This is a genomic window from Halopseudomonas sp. (assembly GCF_047631575.1).
Lineage (GTDB): Bacteria > Pseudomonadota > Gammaproteobacteria > Pseudomonadales > Pseudomonadaceae > Halopseudomonas.
The window spans coordinates 690,398-708,670 of the sequence record NZ_JBLIAB010000001.1; the positions used below are offsets into that span (position 1 = coordinate 690,398).

Genomic DNA, 18,273 nt, shown 5'->3' on the forward strand with positions numbered 1-18,273 from the left:
AACTCCTGTGAGACAGACAGTTTGACTGGCCGACGGATAATCTTCGACCAGTTGCAAGGGCGGGCATTTTCGCGCAAACGACGCCAACGGGCAATGAAAACCCCCGTTAGTGATCCACCCGGGTGCCATTCAGTTGCCACCTGCACTCTAGAATCCTATATCAAATTATTTTGATATAGGTATTGCGCGCGCCCTCCTGCCCGCCTACACTGCTGTCATGACACAGAACGCGCAGCTCGCATCCACCTTGCCCAGCCTCACCGACCCATTGGCCGCACTATGCAAGGCCGCTGGCGATTCATTACGCCTGGACATCCTGCGTGCGTTGCGCAACGACTCTTTTGGCGTATTGGAATTGGCGCAAATTTTCGCTATGCGTCAATCAGGCATGAGCCATCATCTGAAGGTGCTGGCTAATGCGGGGCTAGTTCGCACCCGGCGCGAAGGGAATTCAATTTTTTACCGGCGCAGTCTGCCTGATGCTACGAAACGTTGGTCAGGTGTGCATGAGCAGCTGCTCAACGGCCTAGACGAACTGCCACTGGGTACCGATCTGCAACAGGCAATCAATGTTATCCACAGCCAGCGCGCGGACATGTCTCGCCAATTTTTTGCTCGTTTCGCTGATGGTACGTCAGCCCAGCAAGACCTTATTGCGCATTTCGGACTGTATCGAGAGCCATTGCTGGGACTGATTGACGGCTTACGTCTACCCGCTCACCAGCAGGCCATCGAAGTAGGGCCAGGGGAAGGCGGGTTCCTGCCGGACCTGGCTGCACGCTTCGATCGAGTAATAGGACTCGACAACGCAGCCTCTATGCTCGACCGAGCGCGTCAGCAATGCGCAGACGCCGGGCTGGACAACGTCGAGTGCCTGCTTGCTGACGCCCTGGCCGCCCAGCCAACACTGCCGCTGGCTGATTGCGTTGTATCTAATATGGTCCTGCATCACATGCCGGCCCCAGCGGAAGCACTGAAGCGCTTCACTCAGCTACTCAAGCCCGGCGGCAGTCTAATTCTGACCGAACTGTGCAGCCACGATCAAAGCTGGGTGCGCGACACCTGCGGCGACCTCTGGCTGGGTTTCGATCAGGACGACCTGAACCGTTGGGCTATTGACGCAGGTCTGGTACCGGGCGGCAGTCTGTATATCGGACTGCGCAACGGTTTCCAGATACAACTGCAACACTATTTCACACCCGAATTGTCAACAAGAGGTACGGCACCATGAGCGACTACTCGTTATTCACCTCCGAATCGGTCTCCGAAGGCCATCCGGATAAGCTGGCAGATCAGATTTCCGATGCCGTGCTTGACGCTATCATCAGCGAAGACAAGCACGCACGCGTCGCCTGCGAAACCATGGTGAAAACCGGCGTTGCCATTGTCGGCGGCGAAGTCACTACCAGCGCCTGGGTCGATCTGGAAGACCTGGTTCGCAACGTAATCAAGGATGTTGGCTATACCTCTTCTGAGGTGGGCTACGACGGTGATACCTGTGGCGTGATCAACATCATCGGTAAACAGTCGCCCGACATCGCCCAAGGCGTAGACCGCCAGAAACCCGAAGATCAGGGTGCCGGCGACCAGGGATTGATGTTCGGCTATGCCAGCAACGAAACCGATGTATTGATGCCTGCGCCGGTTACCTTTGCCCACCGCCTAGTCGAACGTCAGGCAGAGATCCGCAAAAACGGCACCCTCTCCTGGCTGCGTCCGGACGCGAAGTCCCAGGTTACCTGCCGCTACGACAACGGTAAGGTCGTGGGTATTGATGCGATTGTCCTCTCCACCCAGCACAATCCAGAAATCAGCCTGAGCGACCTGCGCGAAGCGGTGATGGAGAATATCATCCGCCATGTCATTCCGGCCGAACTGCTGCATGCTGACACCCAATACCATATCAACCCGACCGGCAAGTTCGTCATCGGCGGTCCAGTGGGCGATTGCGGCCTGACCGGCCGCAAGATCATTGTCGATACATATGGTGGCATGGCACGGCACGGCGGCGGCGCATTCTCAGGCAAGGACCCGTCCAAGGTTGACCGCAGCGCAGCCTACGCTGGGCGTTACGTGGCCAAGAATATTGTCGCGGCAGGACTCGCCGAGCGATGCGAAATACAGGTGTCCTACGCCATTGGCGTAGCCCAACCGACGTCGATGTCGATCAATACTTTTGGTACCGGTAAGATCAGCGACGACAAGATCATACAACTGGTGCGTGAACACTTCGATCTGCGTCCATATGCCATCACGCGCATGCTCGACCTGCTGCACCCGATGTATCGAGCGACTGCGGCCTATGGTCACTTTGGCCGCACCCCGGAGGAAATCACAGTGAAAGGCGATACTTTCACTACCTTCCCCTGGGAGAAGACTGACCGTGCTGAAGCTTTGAAGGCCGACGCCGGACTGTAAACCTATTCTGACCCCATCCGAGGGGCGCTGCAGCGACCGGGCGTATCTACGCCACAGTGTCGTCAGGCTCGGATGTTGTCACTAAACACCTAACCGCGCCCATTCGCTAACGACGAATGGAGTAATCGCATGAGTGCTGTCATGAAACATAAAGAAGTAGCCGACTACAAAGTAGCGGATATATCACTGGCCGACTGGGGCCGCCGTGAAATCATCATCGCCGAGTCTGAAATGCCGGCATTGATGGCAATGCGCCGTAAATACAATGTCGAGCAGCCTCTCAAGGGCGCGAAGGTTCTCGGCTGCATCCATATGACCATCCAGACCGCAGTGCTGATCGAAACCCTCACCTCCCTGGGAGCTGAAGTACGCTGGTCTTCATGTAATATTTTCTCGACGCAGGACCAAGCCGCCGCAGCCCTTGCTGTTAAGGGTGTTGCGGTATTCGCCTGGAAGGGCGAAACAGATGAAGAGTACGAGTGGTGTATCGAGCAGACTATTCTCAAGGATGGCAAGCCTTGGGATGCAAACATGATTCTGGACGATGGCGGCGATCTGACCCAGATCCTGCATGAGAAATACCCACAGGTGCTTGAGCGCGTCCATGGCGTGACTGAAGAAACCACCACCGGTGTGCATCGTCTGCAGGAAATGCTGAGAGACGGCACGCTGAAAATTCCGGCGATCAACGTCAATGACTCGGTCACCAAGAGCAAGAACGACAACAAATATGGTTGCCGTCACAGTCTCAACGATGCCATTAAGCGCGCCACTGACCATTTGATGTCTGGCAAACAAGCCCTGGTTGTCGGCTACGGCGATGTAGGTAAAGGTTCCGCTGCGTCCCTGCGCCAAGAAGGCATGATCGTCAAGGTGACCGAGTGTGACCCGATCTGCGCGATGCAGGCCTGTATGGACGGTTATGAAGTCGTGTCGCCTTACCTGAATGGCATCAACGACGGCACCGAAGCCAGTGTGGACGCCGCACTGCTGGGCAAGATCGACGTCATCGTAACCACTACCGGCAACGCCAACGTATGCGACGCAGGCATGCTCAAAGCACTTAAGAAACGTGCGATTGTTTGCAACATTGGTCACTTTGACAATGAGATCGACACCGCCTTCATGCGTAAGCACTGGGGCTGGGAAGAGGTCAAGCCGCAGGTACACAAGATCCACCGCACCGGCAAGGATATCGACGTACAGAACGATGATTATTTGATCCTGCTGGCCGAAGGTCGTCTGGTCAATCTGGGCAACGCCACCGGACACCCAAGCCGGATCATGGACGGCTCTTTTGCCAACCAGGTGCTGGCACAGATTCATCTGTATAACGAAAAATTCGCCGATCTGCCTGCTACAGAAAAGGCCAAAAACATTACCTTGATGGTTCTGCCGAAGAAGCTCGACGAAGAAGTTGCACTGGAAATGGTCAAGGGCTTCGGTGGCGTCATCACCCAGCTGACTAAAATCCAAGCCGATTATATCGGCGTTGAAGTCGAAGGCCCCTTCAAGCCCGACAGCTACCGCTACTAAACAACGACAGCCGGTGTGCCCCCGCGGCACGCCGTCTGGCGTTAGTAGCTCCCAAGGAACTGCAATGACCGAACACACTAATCACGTCAGCTTTGAATTCTTCCCGACCAAGACCGACGCAGGGCATGAAAAGCTGATTGCTGCCGCCCACGTGCTGGCAGAGCAAAACCCCGAATTCTTTTCCGTCACTTACGGTGCCGGGGGTTCAACCCGGGATCGTACGCGCAATACCGTGCTGCAACTCGATCAGGAGGTAAAGGTGCCTGCCGCACCTCATCTATCCTGTGTGGGCGACAGCAAGGAAGATCTGCGCAGCCTGCTCGGCGAATACCGCGAAGCGGGCATCAAGCGCATAGTTGCCCTGCGAGGCGACCTGCCCTCAGGCATGGGCCAAGCGTCAGGCGAATTGCGTTATGCCAACGAATTGGTCGAATTTATACGCAAGGAGACCGGCGATCACTTCCATATCGAAGTAGCTGCCTACCCCGAAGCGCATCCCCAGGCCAGACACTTTGACGCCGACCTCGACAACTTCGTGCGCAAAGCCAACGCCGGCGCAGACAGCGCAATCACCCAATACTTTTTCAATGCCGACTGCTATTTCCATTTCGTCGAACGTGCCCGCAAGGCTGGAGTGGAAATACCCATAGTTCCGGGCATCATGCCGATAACCAACTACAGCAAGCTCGCCCGGTTCTCGGATGCCTGTGGCGCAGAAATCCCGCGCTGGATTCGCAAGCAACTCGAATCCTACGGTGATGATAGCGAGAGCATCGCCGCTTTCGGAACCGACGTGATCACTCAGTTATGCCAACGGCTGATTGACGGCGGCGCACCAAGCCTGCATTTTTATACACTGAACCAGGCGGAGCCAAGTCTTGCAGTGTGGCGGAACTTGCACGGCGGCTGAGCTGATTTTTATTTTTGCACACACCGGTTGCCTAAATATGAAGCTAAAAACAGTCTTGCTGCTATCTTCACTATTGCTGGGCAGCTGGGTCAATGCGGAACCTCTGCGCATTGTCAGTGAAGAGTGGCCTCCCTTTATTTACGCTGAAAACGGGCATATCAAAGGCGCCGACAAGGACGTGACCGAATACCTGCTCAGCCAACTTGGCTATCAGGTGGAATGGAGCCTGATGCCCTGGCGTCGAGTGTTACGTGAAGCGGAGGACGGCAGTGCAGACGCGATCTTGGATATCGCGCCTCACCCAATTCACCTGAAAACGTATCTATTTACCGACGAGCCCCTTTCCAGCCACGAAACCATGTTGTTTTACGCTATGGATCGACCGCTTGCTTACAGGAACATCGATGACCTGAGTGGTTTGGTCGTTGGTGTGTCTCCTGGGTACCTTTATAACAACCACCGGTTCGTTACCTCTGATACCTTTCGGCGCGAGCCAGCCCCAACTTTTGAGGCCAACCTGCAAAAGCTGGTGCGCGGCCGAGTGGACTTGGTTGCCTTGAGCCGCCCAGTCGGTGTTTATACCAGCAGGGCACTGGGCATCGACCATCGTGTCAGCTATCACCCCATACCCCTAAGTCACAGCGAGTTCTATCTGGTATTTAACCGTACATCGACCTGGGAAGAACCAGCGCGTGCTTTTTCAAAGGCACTAAAGGCCTTCAAAAAAACTGATGCGTACAGCCATATCCTGCGTCAGTATCATCTGGAAAGCGTCGATGGCAAGCTCACTCTCGCTACCCCTGATTAACCTATCAGGGGTACGGTGAGCGCCGCAGGCGCATGCAGTCGTGCCGACCCGATAAGCCTCACTGGTGTACCTACCTGCGGCGTCAGTGTCGTGGCTACTGGGCTGAATATACTGCCCGGCAGGTTTTAGCTGCGGTTTTGTCGAATTTCTGTTAGGCTATCACTCCTTCATTTTCTACATCATCGGCCGCACGGACATATTTGCTCCGCAAACGGCCATCACAGGGTTATCTGAATGTCCTTTGCTACTCTCGGCTTGTCCGACGTGCTTGTGCGCGCCGTTGCTGCCACTGGTTACACCTCCCCTACCCCCGTCCAGGCCCAGGCCATCCCCGCAGTTCTCGAAGGCCGCGACCTCATGGTTGCAGCCCAGACCGGCACCGGCAAAACCGCAGGGTTTGCGTTACCGATCATTGAAAAGCTGTATCCGGCTGGCAAACCAGACGCCAACCAGCGCCGCGCACCAAAGCAAGTCCGCGTACTGGTCCTGACGCCCACCCGCGAACTCGCGGCCCAGGTACATGAAAGCTTTCGTACTTACGGAGGCGAGCTACCGATCAAGACTGCCTGTGTATTCGGCGGCGTCGGCGCTAATCCACAGATGAAAGCGATTGCACCCGGCCTCGATATTCTTGTAGCTTGCCCGGGCCGACTTCTTGACCTGGTCGGCCAGCGCGCCGTGGACCTGTCAAAAGTTGAAATTCTAGTACTTGACGAAGCAGACCGCATGCTCGACATGGGCTTTGTCCATGACGTGAAAAAAGTCATTGCCAAGCTGCCATCCCAGCGGCAGAGCCTGCTTTTTTCGGCGACATTCTCCAAGGATATTACTGATCTGGCGAACAAGCTGTTGAACAACCCTGCACGCATCCAGGTCACTCCGCCGAACACCACTGTCGAGCGTATCGAACAGACCGTGTACCGCGTGCCGGCTGGCCACAAACGTGCGCTGGTCGCCCACCTGATTACCATGGGCGCATGGGAACAGGTATTGATTTTCACTCGCACCAAGCATGGCGCCAATCGCCTCGCCGAGTATCTCGACAAGAACGGTCTTCCGGCCGCAGCGATTCATGGCAACAAGAGCCAGAGCGCACGGACCAAAGCGCTGGCCGACTTCAAGGCCAACAAACTACGAATTCTGGTTGCTACCGACATCGCAGCCCGGGGTCTGGATATCGACCAATTGCCCCACGTAGTCAACTTTGAGCTCCCCAATGTATCGGAAGACTATGTGCACCGTATTGGTCGTACCGGTCGTGCGGGTCGCAGCGGGGGTGCTGTATCGCTGGTCAGCCCGGATGAAGAGAAGCTGTTGCGTGACATCGAGCGAATGACCAAGCAGAAAATCGACGAGGGTAGTTTGGCTGGATTCGAGCCGCCTGCCCAAGCCGAGATGAACAGCGACCGCCCCGAACGCGCCCGCGGCGCACCGTCCAACGGCCGTGGCCAACGTCCGGCGGCCGCGCCAGGTCGTGGTCAGGCGCGCAGTGAAAAACCCCGTGGCGACAAAGCTCGCAGCGACAAGCCGCGCGGTGAAAAGCCTCGTACGGATCGGCCACGCACTAATCAGCCGCCCCGCGCAGCACGCCCAAACAACGAGCCACAGGACAGCGTGAGCGAAGAGCGTCGTCATCAGGCACACGGCAACCGCATTGTGCCGAGCACCCCGCAATCCGATGCGCCACGCAAGCCGGCCGGCAACCGTCCACAACGCGAAAAACCGGCTCTGTTCGGTCGATGAGAGCGATGTCGCAGTATAAAAAACGGGCCTGAACGGGCCCGTTTTTGTTCCTAATCAAGTAGCAAAACGGTTTTTCGTTGTGACGATACCGTTGGTCAGCGCCCTGTTAAACAGGCGGCTCGGTAAACAACGCCGACTTTACCTGCTTCTTTCGAGCCGCGTAATGCTTCTTCAATTCAGGCATTTCAACCGATAAAAAATGACCCTCATCATCATTGTGTACCGTCAGCACCTGCTGCTTCTGAATCAGCTTCAATAACCGCGGATCCACTCCAAAGCTGCTCGACAAGCTTGCATCGCTCATAATGGGAACGCGCTTGCGACGCTCGAACCCCGCCGCCTGTTTCTTTCGGTATTTCGCCCAGACAATCAGAATGCAGGCAACCAACAGACCCAGGACCAAATATAAAAGCAAGCTGTTCAGCCCTGAGAGAATTTGTGTGTCCGTATCAATTCGTGGACCCTGCCGCTGATCCGCTATCAGCTCAATGATCCCGTTATATAACAGCCAGGCAAATACCACCCAGGCGATCAGGGTAAGGGTGATGTCAAACAGCCGGGGCAGCCAATGCCTTGGGGTACGGATCAGATTCATGCGTCGCTCCTTGCTATGCCACGATCCGGACTGGTCCAGCGTGCACGCTCTTGCCGCGGCTTGAGCATGACTTTAGGAAAACTCGCCAAGGTGGTGGACAACGTGATCGTCCAGAACACCAATGGATACCATATGATCCAGAATAAGGTACGACCCAGCCGCTCCTCGTAACGCCGCTCAATGACCAGACTTAGGCTGAACTGCATAAGACAAACGCACGCCAGTACCAAACCGGTGAACCCAGGGGGAACAATGCGCACCACCTGAAGATTTTCAGGAAGCACGAAAATCAACCCCAATGCCCACAATACAATAGTAATGGCGAAAGTGAACGCCCATAAGGCGGACAGACAAAACTCGATAAGTAACGGCCACATGTAACGAAAACGCCACTTCCAGATACTGGCAATGTTCTTACGCAGGACCTCTGCTCCGCCCCGCGACCATCGCAGACGCTGCTTCCAAAGGCCGCGCAAGGTTTCAGGCATCAAGATCCAGCACAGTGCGCGAGGCTCGTAGAATATCGACCAATGATCCAACTGTAACTTCCAGCTGATATCGATATCCTCAGTGATCATATCCGGACTCCAATACTTAACCCGATCCAGCGCACTACGACGAAAAGCAGCTACCACGCCAGAAACGGTAAATACCCGGCCATATACGCGCTGAGTGCGCTTTATCAAACCGATGATCGAGGAAAACTCGCCCACCTGAATCCGACCTATCAACGTTGAACGTGTGCGGATACGCGGATTACCGGTCACCGCTCCGACGCGAGGATTTTCGATCAGCGGCGCCACCAGGTAGGCTACAGCATCTTCAGCCAATAGCGCGTCACCATCAATGCATACCAGATATTCGCTGCGAGCGGCCAATGCCCCCATGCGCAGAGCCACCGCCTTGCCCTGATTCTTGGCCAGGTGCACCACGCGCAAAAGCGGGTATTGCCGAGCAAGCTCATTGAGGATGTCGCCCGTGTCATCCGTCGAGCCATCATTAATCGCGACCACTTCAATATTGAGATAGCGTTGAGCCAACGCCGCGGTGGCGGTTTCAGCCACTTGGGGGCCTTCGTTGAAGCAGGGGATCAATATGGATACCAGTGGACTGCCCAGCAGCTCCGGGGCTGGTACATCACCCTCACGCGACCAAGGCCACTTGCGTTCCCAGTGCAGCCAGAAATAGACCCCCCCGGCGATCCACAGTGCCGACATCAACAACGGATAGAAAAATACGAAGTTAAGCAGCAAGGTTCCAGTCAGAACTAGGGCCACTCCCAAAGGACCGAGCAACACCAGCACCAAGACCAGGATGGCCAATGTCCGTTCTCTCATCGCTGGGTACTCCATGCATTTGACAACGCCGGACGTACCAGCTCAAGACGCGGGTTATCGGTATGGAAATCATCCGGGTAATAGCCAAAGTGGCGCACACCCTCCCATTGCAAACGACGCATCCAGCTCACCAACAAATCGCTATCTATCGGACCTTCCTGACCTGCCCGCCAGTCACGCGCCTGAAGCTCGAACAGGGTCTTATCAAGCGCCCCGGGATACTGCTTGACCTCGCGCACCAAGCGCGACAACCAGGCTTGCGAATCTGCCTTGCTGACACCCTCCATCAAGGGCATGGCCATGATCGCGGTCCAGTCGTAATGCTTCAGAAAATCATGCATGTTCTGCGCGAACCAGGCCTCGCTTTGCGGCTCAAGGATTGGCATAGCAAAGATATTTCTCGCTGTTTTTACCTGCGGTCCGCGGATGGCTTTTACCTTGTCGGCCAACTCTAGAGTGAAGTCGATGAGATACTGGCTTTTGAAACGTGTCCAGGCGGCCATCTGCTCAGAGTCGGCGCGCAAAGCGGTCAGATCCGGATTCAGACCGGCGGCAGCATATGCCTGACGCGCTGCGCTGCCGGCATCCTCAAAGTCGGAAAGCAATGCGTCATCGTGGAACAGCAGACCCTTAAAGCTGGAATGCCCGGCCAAGTCCTCATAGATCTCGCCGATCTGTTTGCGCACCGTCGGGTCAAAAGGTGAAAGTCGCTGATACTGCACTGGATTCACTGCCGCATCGACATCTCCAGCGGGATCAATCGCTGTCACGCGCGGCAATGCCGGATCTAGGTCGAAACTCAAGACCGGCATCCAGGCATAGATGTTAACGCCGGCACGCGTGCGCAACTGCCAAGCCGCCCGATTGAACAGGTCAGCACGCATAGGCAGATGGCGGTTGGGGAAATACAGTTCCTTGACAGTGCCATCACCTTTGGGATCGGCATAGGCTTGAAGGAAGACAGTATTGATCCGCAGGTCGGCAATGCGCTGGACCAGCAAGCCCAGGTTAGCCTCCATCTGCACCGGGTCGGCATCAAAGACGTAATCCAGATCCACATGCGCAACGCGCATCGCCGGTTCGTCCTGCATTGCGCTAATAGCGGCGGCAAAGCTCTGGGTCGACGGGTCTTCTCCGATCAGGTGGCGCCCGGTATCACGCAAGCTTTGCACTGTCGCCAAGCCACCTTCCAGCGTTAACGCCATCTGATAGCCGTTCTTGTCCAGTACCTCCAGCGCCATGCCGTTGGCCGCACCGTAGGGCCATACCCAGACTCTTGGGCTGCGGCCGGTGACCTCGCGTATTTTCTGGCTGACCCGCTGAACGTCGGTTTCAAGGCGTGCCCGGTAGGCCTCAGCCGTTTCGTATTGAGCCGTCAGCGGGTCATATAGCCGATTGGCCGCCGCTGGCAACTGGTTACCCTGAGAGTTAGCCAGAGTTCCAAAGTGCAGATTGTCAGTATGGGCGCCTATTTCCACTAAGCCCGAAGCGGCAACCTCGCGAATCTGCGCACGGGTAGCGAAACGCTCCCGGGGAACTGGAACACCACCAAAATCAACCATCCGATCGGCTGGAGTGTCCATCCAAACGCCTACCGGCGAGAATACTGCCGGCCATTGATAGGCCCTCAATAACGGCAGAACCCGCTCGCGGAAACTACTGAAGCCATCATCGAAGCTAAGCAATATGGCTTTTTCCGGAAGAACAGCGCCCCCTTCGCGCGCCTGCAGAATCTGATCGATCGAGACGGCCTGATAGCCGCTCTCGCGCAACCAGGCAAGCTGGTCGAGTAGATTGAGCGTACGAACAGAAAGAAACGTATTATCCGGATCAGCGTCCTGCACATCATGGTAAGCCAGGGCAAGCACATGATTTTCCGGCCATGGCGCCTCCCGACCAGTTTCAGGCCGGTCTTGCGGTGGCGTGAACGGCAGCGGCTGTTGTGCGCAGGCTGAGCCGAGCAACAGGGTCAATAACAGGAATATTCGCCTGAGCAATATCATCACAGCCCCTCGAATCGGAAGTTGATATCGAAGACAAGTCTGTATTCTTGCTCGCGCTCCCCATCATAGGGTCTGCTCAAAGCAGACAACAGAAAGCCGCTGTCGAACACGTCATTCATACGTAGCCGCTGCCCATAGCCGATCAGACCCATACCACCGCCACCAAAGTCGCGCTGGTCGTAGTAACCCAACCCGAACTGCAGGTCCTGGCTCCAGACTGACTCGTAGCGGCGATGCAGAACGTGCGACAGATTCAGCGTAGAGAACACGCTGACATCCGATTCCGGATTGAAGTAGGGGCCTTCCCCACCCTGACTGTTGCGGCTAGTCGACAGCTCCAGCCCGGCATCCACCTTCATACGCGGGGCAGTAAACAGTCGCTGATTACCATTAAGCACAAGGCTTAGCCGGTCGTTACCGTCACTGAAGAGCACGGGCAGGATCGACAGGCTGATTTCACGACGCTCGCTTTCTCGCCAGCGGGCGTAAGCGGACAGGCTGTCGGCATCGACATTACTGTTGAGTGCGCGAAGCGGTGTTGAGCCGGAGAGCAGTTCGGCAGACCAGCCGTACTGCCAGATATCGTTGACGTCATGAACGCCGGCCAATCGAGCGCCTGCGCGGCGGCCAAAACCGTACTCATGACTGGAGACTTCTGCCTCCAAGGTATGGTTGCGAATACGACGCTCAAGTCCGGCGCGCAACCAATCATGCCGGGCATCGCCTTCCAGGAACTCACCCCGGCCAGTACCTGCGCCCGCAAAAGCCCGCCAATCCTCCTTGAACGGTGAAGTATATAAGGCCGTTTCCAGGCCAAAGTCACCGCTACCGGACGCGCTGTCGTCAGAACTTCTACCGCGGTAGCCGGCGATGCGTAACTCGGCCATGTGATGTACATCACGCAGCCGATCCACACGTTGCGCGCGGAGATTTTCTGGAAAGCGTTCGACCAGGTCATCCGCCAGCAGGTCAACCTGACGCCACTCCTGCAGTGCCAAGGCATTGGTCGCCTGTGACGCCTCGACTTCTGCCATTCTGGGCGCAGTGCTCTCAGCTATTTTCAACTGCTGTTCAGCGCGCCGTGGCCAACCCCGCGCCGTGTAGACGCTGGCACGACTGGTGCGCAACGACACGTTGCCAGGAGCCGCATCGGACAGCCCCTCGAAAGCCTGCTGAGCTGCCTGCAGGTTGTCACGGTAAAGCGCGTTATTGCCGACCAGGGCCTGGCTGTCGAGCCAGTTATTGTTTGCTCGTCCCTGGGGCAAACCCAAAGGATAGATGCGCGCCGGCAGGGCCTCAGCCAGCTGCTTGCTGAGCTGGTCCGCCTCTTCCAGCTGCTCACTTTCTATCAGTGCATAGTATAGGCTCTGGTGATCACTCACCCAGTCTTGGTCCTTGTCATTTCTGCCAGCAATCACCTGACGGTAAAGCTCCACAGCCGGTTCAGGCTGGCGCAGATAGAGCATCGCGCTGGCAGCCCAGCGCAATGCGTAAGGCGGCAAGGCGACCTGCATATCTTTAAGCGCATAGAACTCATCGACGACGTCTTGCATATACACGCGATCATGCAGCGCACCCATGCGGTCCACGCGCACGCGCAAGAGATCAGCCTTCGCCTCAGGTAACGCTTTCCATTCCAGGATCATCGCGTCGGCCTCGGCCAGCGCCCGATCGGCAATCACAAAGCGCTCGGCTTCAGAGCGGCTGGAGGTATCTGCCAGACGCACGCGCTCGGCCAGGGCATCTGCGCGCATGGTACGCAGCTCCTCTTCACCCAGCAGCTCCGGATGCTGCTCAGCGATGCCCAATGCCAGCACTGGCAGGCCCGCCCGCTGCAGGGCAAACAGATATTCACGTAGCACGTCGCGACGACTTGGAGCCCATTGCCATGCCCGGTCATACTCTGCCAGCGAGGCGTGCTGCTGCCAGTCACGCATCAATGCGTAACCCAGCGCAAGACGCGCTTCCAACTGCCTGGGAGCCTGATCGGTCCAGGCCCGGGCACGTTTGATGGCGGCTGGCGCCTGCCCCATATCAGCCATCGTCATCAGCTGCGCCTGCAGCAGGTCCGACCGCATTGGTGCCAGAGAGCGAGCGAGCAGGAAGCCGTTAAGGGCTTCATCCCATTCACCTCGATTGCGCCGAATGCGCGCCATTGCCGCGACAGCATCAGTATTTTTTTCAAAAACGGCGGGATTGGCTTGATAAAGCCGCAACACGTCTTCATCTTCACCAGCCCAGCTGGCAATCAGTAGAAGATCGATTTGTTGTTTCGGGGTCAACGCAGGTAGCTGACGCAGATAATCGAGCGCAGGCTGGTGTTCGCCAAGGCGTGCTTGCTCAATCAGATCGCTATAGGACTGACCGGCTAATGCAAGGCAGGAAAAGAAATACAAGCCGAAGGAAAACCAGCAAGCAACAATTCTCTTCCCCACTAAGTTACTGAGCAAATCAATTACTCACCTCTCTCGCGCAGATATCATTAAAAACCAGTCACAGGAACAGTGATGGCTTATTGGTATTGTTAAAATCTTACTATGATATTAGAGAGTGTCCAGCCAAAATCGTGGAAAATTGACACGCGACTACAAATGCGGCACATAAAGAGATTTATTTGGCGGCCCATAACAAGCAGGTCACCGCCCAAGGTGACCCATTTGTCTGATCAAGAGACTACTTACGCGCCAGATACAGCGCTGCCTACTCTTCCAGCAACAAAGCCCTGGCCTGACCCAGCACCTCGACAGACTCCGAATGCTTGCCAGCCTCGTGCAGTGCCTGCCCTTCTTCACGCAGGCTGCGCACTTGTTCCAGAACTACAGGGTCGCTCGGCGGATTATTCTCAAGCTGCGCATCAATCTTGGCCATATCAGCCGGACAGTGCATCGCAAACAGCGGTGTGCTGATCACAGCCGCGGCCAAAAACAGGGTTAAACGTCGCATATCCAGTACCTCTTGTGCTATGGGATTGGTGATGGAGCAACAGAAGTATAGACATTCCAACTGGAATGTCCGGTCATTGTCTTGCCTGGTTACACATAGAAGCGGCTTTTATTTGCCATGCACTGTTTAGCGATTGTTGGTTGGATATGGCCGGGCAGTCTATAGTCTGAGTAATGGCTTGCCCCAAGGAGACCGACCTATGAAACGCAGCCGCTGTTTGGCTGTGCTCGCCGCGCTCTCGACCCTCGCCACGGCACAGGCAGAGACACTGTCTCCGAAGCCAGAGCCGGGCTTGTGGCAGCACCAGTCGACCACGCTTATCAATGGTCAGGATGCGCTCCTGGCCATCGCCGGCAGTTGCGCCGGAAGCGAAGGATACGCCGGCGAGATGCAGGGCGAATTGACGATAGTCAGCCGCCGTGAAATGCGCTCCAGCTTCACCGGTACCGGTGCCATGAGAATGGATTCCTGGCAGAGGCCGCCCGCGATACCGGAGCTAGCTAAAAATCAGCCCGTCGCTATCGAATACAATTCGGTATCCACTTGGTTGTCCAAAAACTGCGCGGACCTGGAACCCCTCCCATAAAAATCGGACCGGAACGCAGGGCCACGCTTTACCCTTACAAGGAGCTTTTATCCATGCTGAAACATTGCATTCTAAGCGTTGATTATTCCGACGGCTGGGAAAAGACGCTCGACCATCTGCCGGCCGCCGTCAGACTGCTAGGCCTGAGGCAATTGACCCTGGTGCATGTGATCGAAACGCATCGTCGCCAGCATATCGAGGACAGTGAAGGAGCCATCGAGGGGCGGCTGAAAAAGCTCGCCGAACAATTGGCCTCGGAGTTGAATCTGGAAGTAGATTATCGCTTGCGCCATGGCTTTGCCGCGTCGGAACTGCTGGATGCGGCGCGCAAAGTCAAAGCCGATCTGGTGATAGCGCTCAACCGCAGCCACTCTTCAGGACGCGAACTCTTTCGCGGCAATGTCGCTCTGAATCTGGCACGAATGACCCGTATCCCATTATTGATTCTGCCTATGGACAGCAAGGTGGCCGAACCCGACGGAACCGTCATGCTAGCCACCGACGGTTCCACTTCCTGCCAGAACGCCGAAACATGCTTCCGATCCTTCATGGATAGGGGCGGCCAAGGCCTGGTGGCCTGGGTGGATGAGGGCAAAACTTATCCCACCGATAGGCTCGATGGGCTTGGTGATGAATACAGCAGCGTGTCTGTGCAACGGCTGAAAGGCTCGCCGGGCAAGGAAATCGTGCAGGCCGCACAACAGGAGGAGGTGACGTTGCTCATAATCGGCAAGCGTGGCGCCACACCCATCAGCGAATTGCCGCTGGGCAGCGTTGCCGAATACGTGGCCCGTGAAAGTCACAACCCGGTGATTCTGATTCCCTGATTACCAACCCGTATCGCCGGCGATCTCAAACGCTGAGACCAAGCCAGTCGTACAAGACCTCTGCGGCGTGCTGATCGAGCAGCGGTGGTGCAGAGCGGTAGCGCACCGGCGTGCGGGAAAGCTTTATCGGGTTGGCTACCAGATCGACCTTACCACTAAGCGGGTGATCCATGCTGACCCTCAAGCCTCGGGCGCGTACTTGCGGATCGTCGAACACCTCGGCCAGATTGTTGATCGGCCCACACGGAACGCCGGCCGCGCCGAGATCCGCTACCCATTGCGCCGTAGTACGAAAGACCGTCACCTGACGAATCAATGGTATGAGTACCTCGCGGTGACCAACGCGCTGCACATTGGTCGCAAAACGCGGATCGTCTGACCATTCCGGGTGCCCGGCGACAGCACAAAAACGAGCAAACTGCCCGTCATTACCTATAGTCAGGATAAAGTCACCATCGGCGCTGGGAAAGTCCTGGTAGGGGACAATATTGGGGTGGGAGTTACCCATGCGGCCGGGCGTCTTTCCAGTGGTCAGGTAATTTAAAGCCTGATTAGCCAAGCAAGCCACCTGCACATCCAGAAGCGCCAGATCGATGTGCTGCCCCTTCCCGCTGCGTTCACGCTCCGCTAATGCAGCCAAAACTGCGTTGCTCGCGTACAGACCGGTGAGAATATCGGTTACCGCTACGCCCACCTTGACCGGTCCGCCACCCGCCTCGTCATCAGCCTTGCCGGTTACACTCATAAGCCCGCCAACCGCCTGAATCATGAAGTCGTAACCGGCCCGAGCTGCATAGGGCCCGTCCTGACCAAAACCGGTTATCGAGCAATAAATCAGCCGCGGGTTGATCGCAGCCAGGCTTGCATAGTCCAATCCGTAAACAGCAAGACCGCCCACCTTGAAATTTTCTATCAGTACATCAGCGCCAGCGACCAGTTGCCGGACCGTCTCTTGGCCCTGCGACTGGGTGAAATCCACTGCCAGCGAGCGCTTGTTACGATTTGCCGACAAGTAATAAGCCGCCTCCGACGTATCTTGCCCATTCTGATCCTGCAAATAAGGCGGCCCCCAGGCACGGGTATCGTCACCGCAGCCCGGGCGCTCTATCTTGACTACATCCGCGCCAAGGTCCGCGAGCATCTGCCCAGCCCAGGGACCCGCCAGCACGCGGGAAAGATCCAGTACTTTCAACCCAGCCAATGCGTCGGCCATTTCCGAGACTCCCGATTGAGCTCCCAAACGAAACGGGGCCGGCGGTCAGTTACCTGTCCACCAGCCCCGTCGTCGTTCATGATGCAATATTATTGCTTAGAAGAACGCCTGCAAGCCCGTTTGGGCACGACCCAGAATCAATGCGTGTACATCGTGTGTGCCTTCATAGGTGTTGACGACCTCAAGGTTAACCACGTGACGGATCACACCGTATTCATCGGAGATGCCGTTGCCACCGAGCATGTCACGCGCAACGCGAGCGATATCCAGTGACTTGCCACAAGAGTTACGCTTCATCATCGAGGTAATTTCTACCGCAGCAGTCCCCTCGTCCTTCATGCGACCCAGACGCAAGCAACCCTGCAGAGCCATAGTGATCTCGGTCTGCATATCAGCCAGCTTCTTCTGAATCAACTGAGTCTGCGCCAGCGGACGGCCAAACTGCTTGCGGTCGAGTGTGTACTGGCGGGCGGTGTGCCAGCAGAATTCGGCAGCGCCGAGTGCGCCCCACGAAATACCGTAGCGAGCGGAGTTGAGGCATGTGAACGGGCCTTTCAGACCCGTTACCCCAGGAAGCATATTTTCTTCTGGGACAAATACATCTTCCATGACTATCTGACCAGTGATTGAGGTACGCAGGCCAACCTTACCTTTGATCGCCGGAGCGCTAAGACCCTTCCAACCTTTTTCCAGAATGAAGCCGCGGATAACATCATCCTCGGTCTTGCCCCAGACCACGAACACATCCGCGATAGGACTATTGGTAATCCACATCTTTGCGCCGTTCAGCTTGTAGCCGCCATCGACTTTCTTAGCACGGGTAACCATCGAGCCTGGATCGGATCCGTGGTCGGGCTCGGTCAGACCAAAACAGCCGATGAACTCACCGCTGGCCAACTTGGGCAGATACTTTTGCTTCTGCTCTTCGCTACCAAACTCATTGATCGGCACCATTACCAGTGAGGACTGGACACTCATCATCGACCGGTAGCCGGAATCGACACGCTCTACTTCGCGTGCAATCAGTCCATAACAGACGTAGTTAAGGCCGCTGCCGCCGTATTCCTCGGGAATCGTTGCGCCAAGCAAACCGAGATCGCCCATCTCGCGAAAGATCGCTGCGTCAGTCTGCTCATGGCGGAAAGACTCAAGCACGCGCGGCATCAGCTTTTCGTTGCAGTATGCAGCGGCCGTATCACGCACCATGCGCTCTTCTTCAGTAAGCTGCTGCTCGAGCAGAAGGGGATCGACCCAGTTGAACTGTGCTTTGGATTCGGCCATGTGAACTCCGTGATAATGATAGAACAGGAACGCCAGCGGGCGTATTTAATGGACTAAGATTAGACCTGTGCAG

The 18,273-nt window shown here is 56.4% G+C and carries 14 protein-coding genes, 1 pseudogene and 1 riboswitch; of the genes and pseudogenes, 8 read left to right on the forward strand and 7 right to left on the reverse strand.

The window, feature by feature from the left end; genetic code table 11:
* Positions 1–217: 217 nt before the first annotated feature.
* From ACJAXR_RS03250 to ACJAXR_RS03275, 6 genes and pseudogenes are all read left to right on the forward strand, one after another.
* Positions 218–1,231: an ArsR/SmtB family transcription factor gene (locus ACJAXR_RS03250; RefSeq protein ID WP_415056794.1), complete on the forward strand. Its 1,014-nt coding sequence runs from the start codon at positions 218–220 to the stop codon at positions 1,229–1,231.
* On the forward strand, positions 1,228–2,418 hold the full coding sequence (gene metK / locus ACJAXR_RS03255; RefSeq protein WP_415056795.1) for a methionine adenosyltransferase: 1,191 nt from the start codon (positions 1,228–1,230) through the stop codon (positions 2,416–2,418). The genes ACJAXR_RS03250 and metK overlap by 4 nt, the downstream gene beginning before the upstream one ends.
* 13 nt (positions 2,419–2,431) lie before the next feature.
* Positions 2,432–2,526, forward strand: a riboswitch (S-adenosyl-L-homocysteine riboswitch).
* Between the two features lie 21 nt (positions 2,527–2,547).
* Positions 2,548–3,954: an adenosylhomocysteinase gene (gene ahcY, locus ACJAXR_RS03260; RefSeq protein WP_415056796.1), complete on the forward strand. Its 1,407-nt coding sequence runs from the start codon at positions 2,548–2,550 to the stop codon at positions 3,952–3,954.
* A gap of 64 nt (positions 3,955–4,018) precedes the next feature.
* Positions 4,019–4,864 carry a methylenetetrahydrofolate reductase [NAD(P)H] gene (gene metF / locus ACJAXR_RS03265; RefSeq protein ID WP_415056797.1) on the forward strand — a complete coding sequence of 282 codons (846 nt, stop codon included), beginning with the start codon at positions 4,019–4,021 and terminating at the stop codon, positions 4,862–4,864.
* 37 nt (positions 4,865–4,901) lie between these two features.
* Positions 4,902–5,672 (forward strand): substrate-binding periplasmic protein, encoded by a 771-nt coding sequence (locus ACJAXR_RS03270; RefSeq protein WP_415056798.1) that lies wholly within the window; start codon positions 4,902–4,904, stop codon positions 5,670–5,672.
* A 234-nt stretch (positions 5,673–5,906) separates the two neighbouring features.
* Positions 5,907–7,364 (forward strand): annotated as a pseudogene (locus ACJAXR_RS03275) (DEAD/DEAH box helicase); the annotation flags it as partial.
* Positions 7,365–7,521: 157 nt separating this feature from the next.
* On the opposite strand, the gene pgaD reads toward ACJAXR_RS03275, so the two are convergent.
* The 5 genes from pgaD to ACJAXR_RS03300 form a co-directional block, all read right to left on the reverse strand.
* Positions 7,522–8,010, reverse strand: coding sequence for a poly-beta-1,6-N-acetyl-D-glucosamine biosynthesis protein PgaD (pgaD, locus tag ACJAXR_RS03280; protein WP_415056799.1), 489 nt, complete (start codon positions 8,008–8,010; stop codon positions 7,522–7,524).
* A complete protein-coding gene (gene pgaC, locus ACJAXR_RS03285) occupies positions 8,007–9,347 on the reverse strand; it encodes a poly-beta-1,6-N-acetyl-D-glucosamine synthase (protein ID WP_415056800.1) in 1,341 nt (446 codons plus the stop codon). Before pgaC ends, pgaD begins: the two co-directional genes overlap by 4 nt.
* Positions 9,344–11,350 carry a poly-beta-1,6-N-acetyl-D-glucosamine N-deacetylase PgaB gene (pgaB, locus tag ACJAXR_RS03290; protein WP_415056801.1) on the reverse strand — a complete coding sequence of 669 codons (2,007 nt, stop codon included), beginning with the start codon at positions 11,348–11,350 and terminating at the stop codon, positions 9,344–9,346. Before pgaB ends, pgaC begins: the two co-directional genes overlap by 4 nt.
* Positions 11,350–13,785 (reverse strand): poly-beta-1,6 N-acetyl-D-glucosamine export porin PgaA, encoded by a 2,436-nt coding sequence (pgaA, locus tag ACJAXR_RS03295; RefSeq protein ID WP_415056977.1) that lies wholly within the window; start codon positions 13,783–13,785, stop codon positions 11,350–11,352. Before pgaA ends, pgaB begins: the two co-directional genes overlap by 1 nt.
* Positions 13,786–14,050: 265 nt before the next feature.
* Complete coding sequence (locus tag ACJAXR_RS03300; protein WP_415056802.1) at positions 14,051–14,293, reverse strand: hypothetical protein; 243 nt, start codon at positions 14,291–14,293, stop codon at positions 14,051–14,053.
* Between the two features lie 199 nt (positions 14,294–14,492).
* On the opposite strand from ACJAXR_RS03300, the gene ACJAXR_RS03305 reads away from it, so the two are divergent.
* Positions 14,493–14,879 carry a hypothetical protein gene (locus ACJAXR_RS03305; RefSeq protein ID WP_415056803.1) on the forward strand — a complete coding sequence of 129 codons (387 nt, stop codon included), beginning with the start codon at positions 14,493–14,495 and terminating at the stop codon, positions 14,877–14,879.
* A gap of 53 nt (positions 14,880–14,932) precedes the next feature.
* Complete coding sequence (locus ACJAXR_RS03310; protein ID WP_415056804.1) at positions 14,933–15,706, forward strand: universal stress protein; 774 nt, start codon at positions 14,933–14,935, stop codon at positions 15,704–15,706.
* A gap of 25 nt (positions 15,707–15,731) precedes the next feature.
* On the opposite strand, the gene ACJAXR_RS03315 is transcribed toward ACJAXR_RS03310, so the two are convergent.
* Positions 15,732–16,919, reverse strand: coding sequence for a CaiB/BaiF CoA transferase family protein (locus ACJAXR_RS03315; protein ID WP_415056805.1), 1,188 nt, complete (start codon positions 16,917–16,919; stop codon positions 15,732–15,734).
* Between the two features lie 96 nt (positions 16,920–17,015).
* Positions 17,016–18,200 (reverse strand): acyl-CoA dehydrogenase, encoded by a 1,185-nt coding sequence (locus tag ACJAXR_RS03320; protein ID WP_415056806.1) that lies wholly within the window; start codon positions 18,198–18,200, stop codon positions 17,016–17,018.
* Between the last annotated feature and the right edge of the window lie 73 nt (positions 18,201–18,273).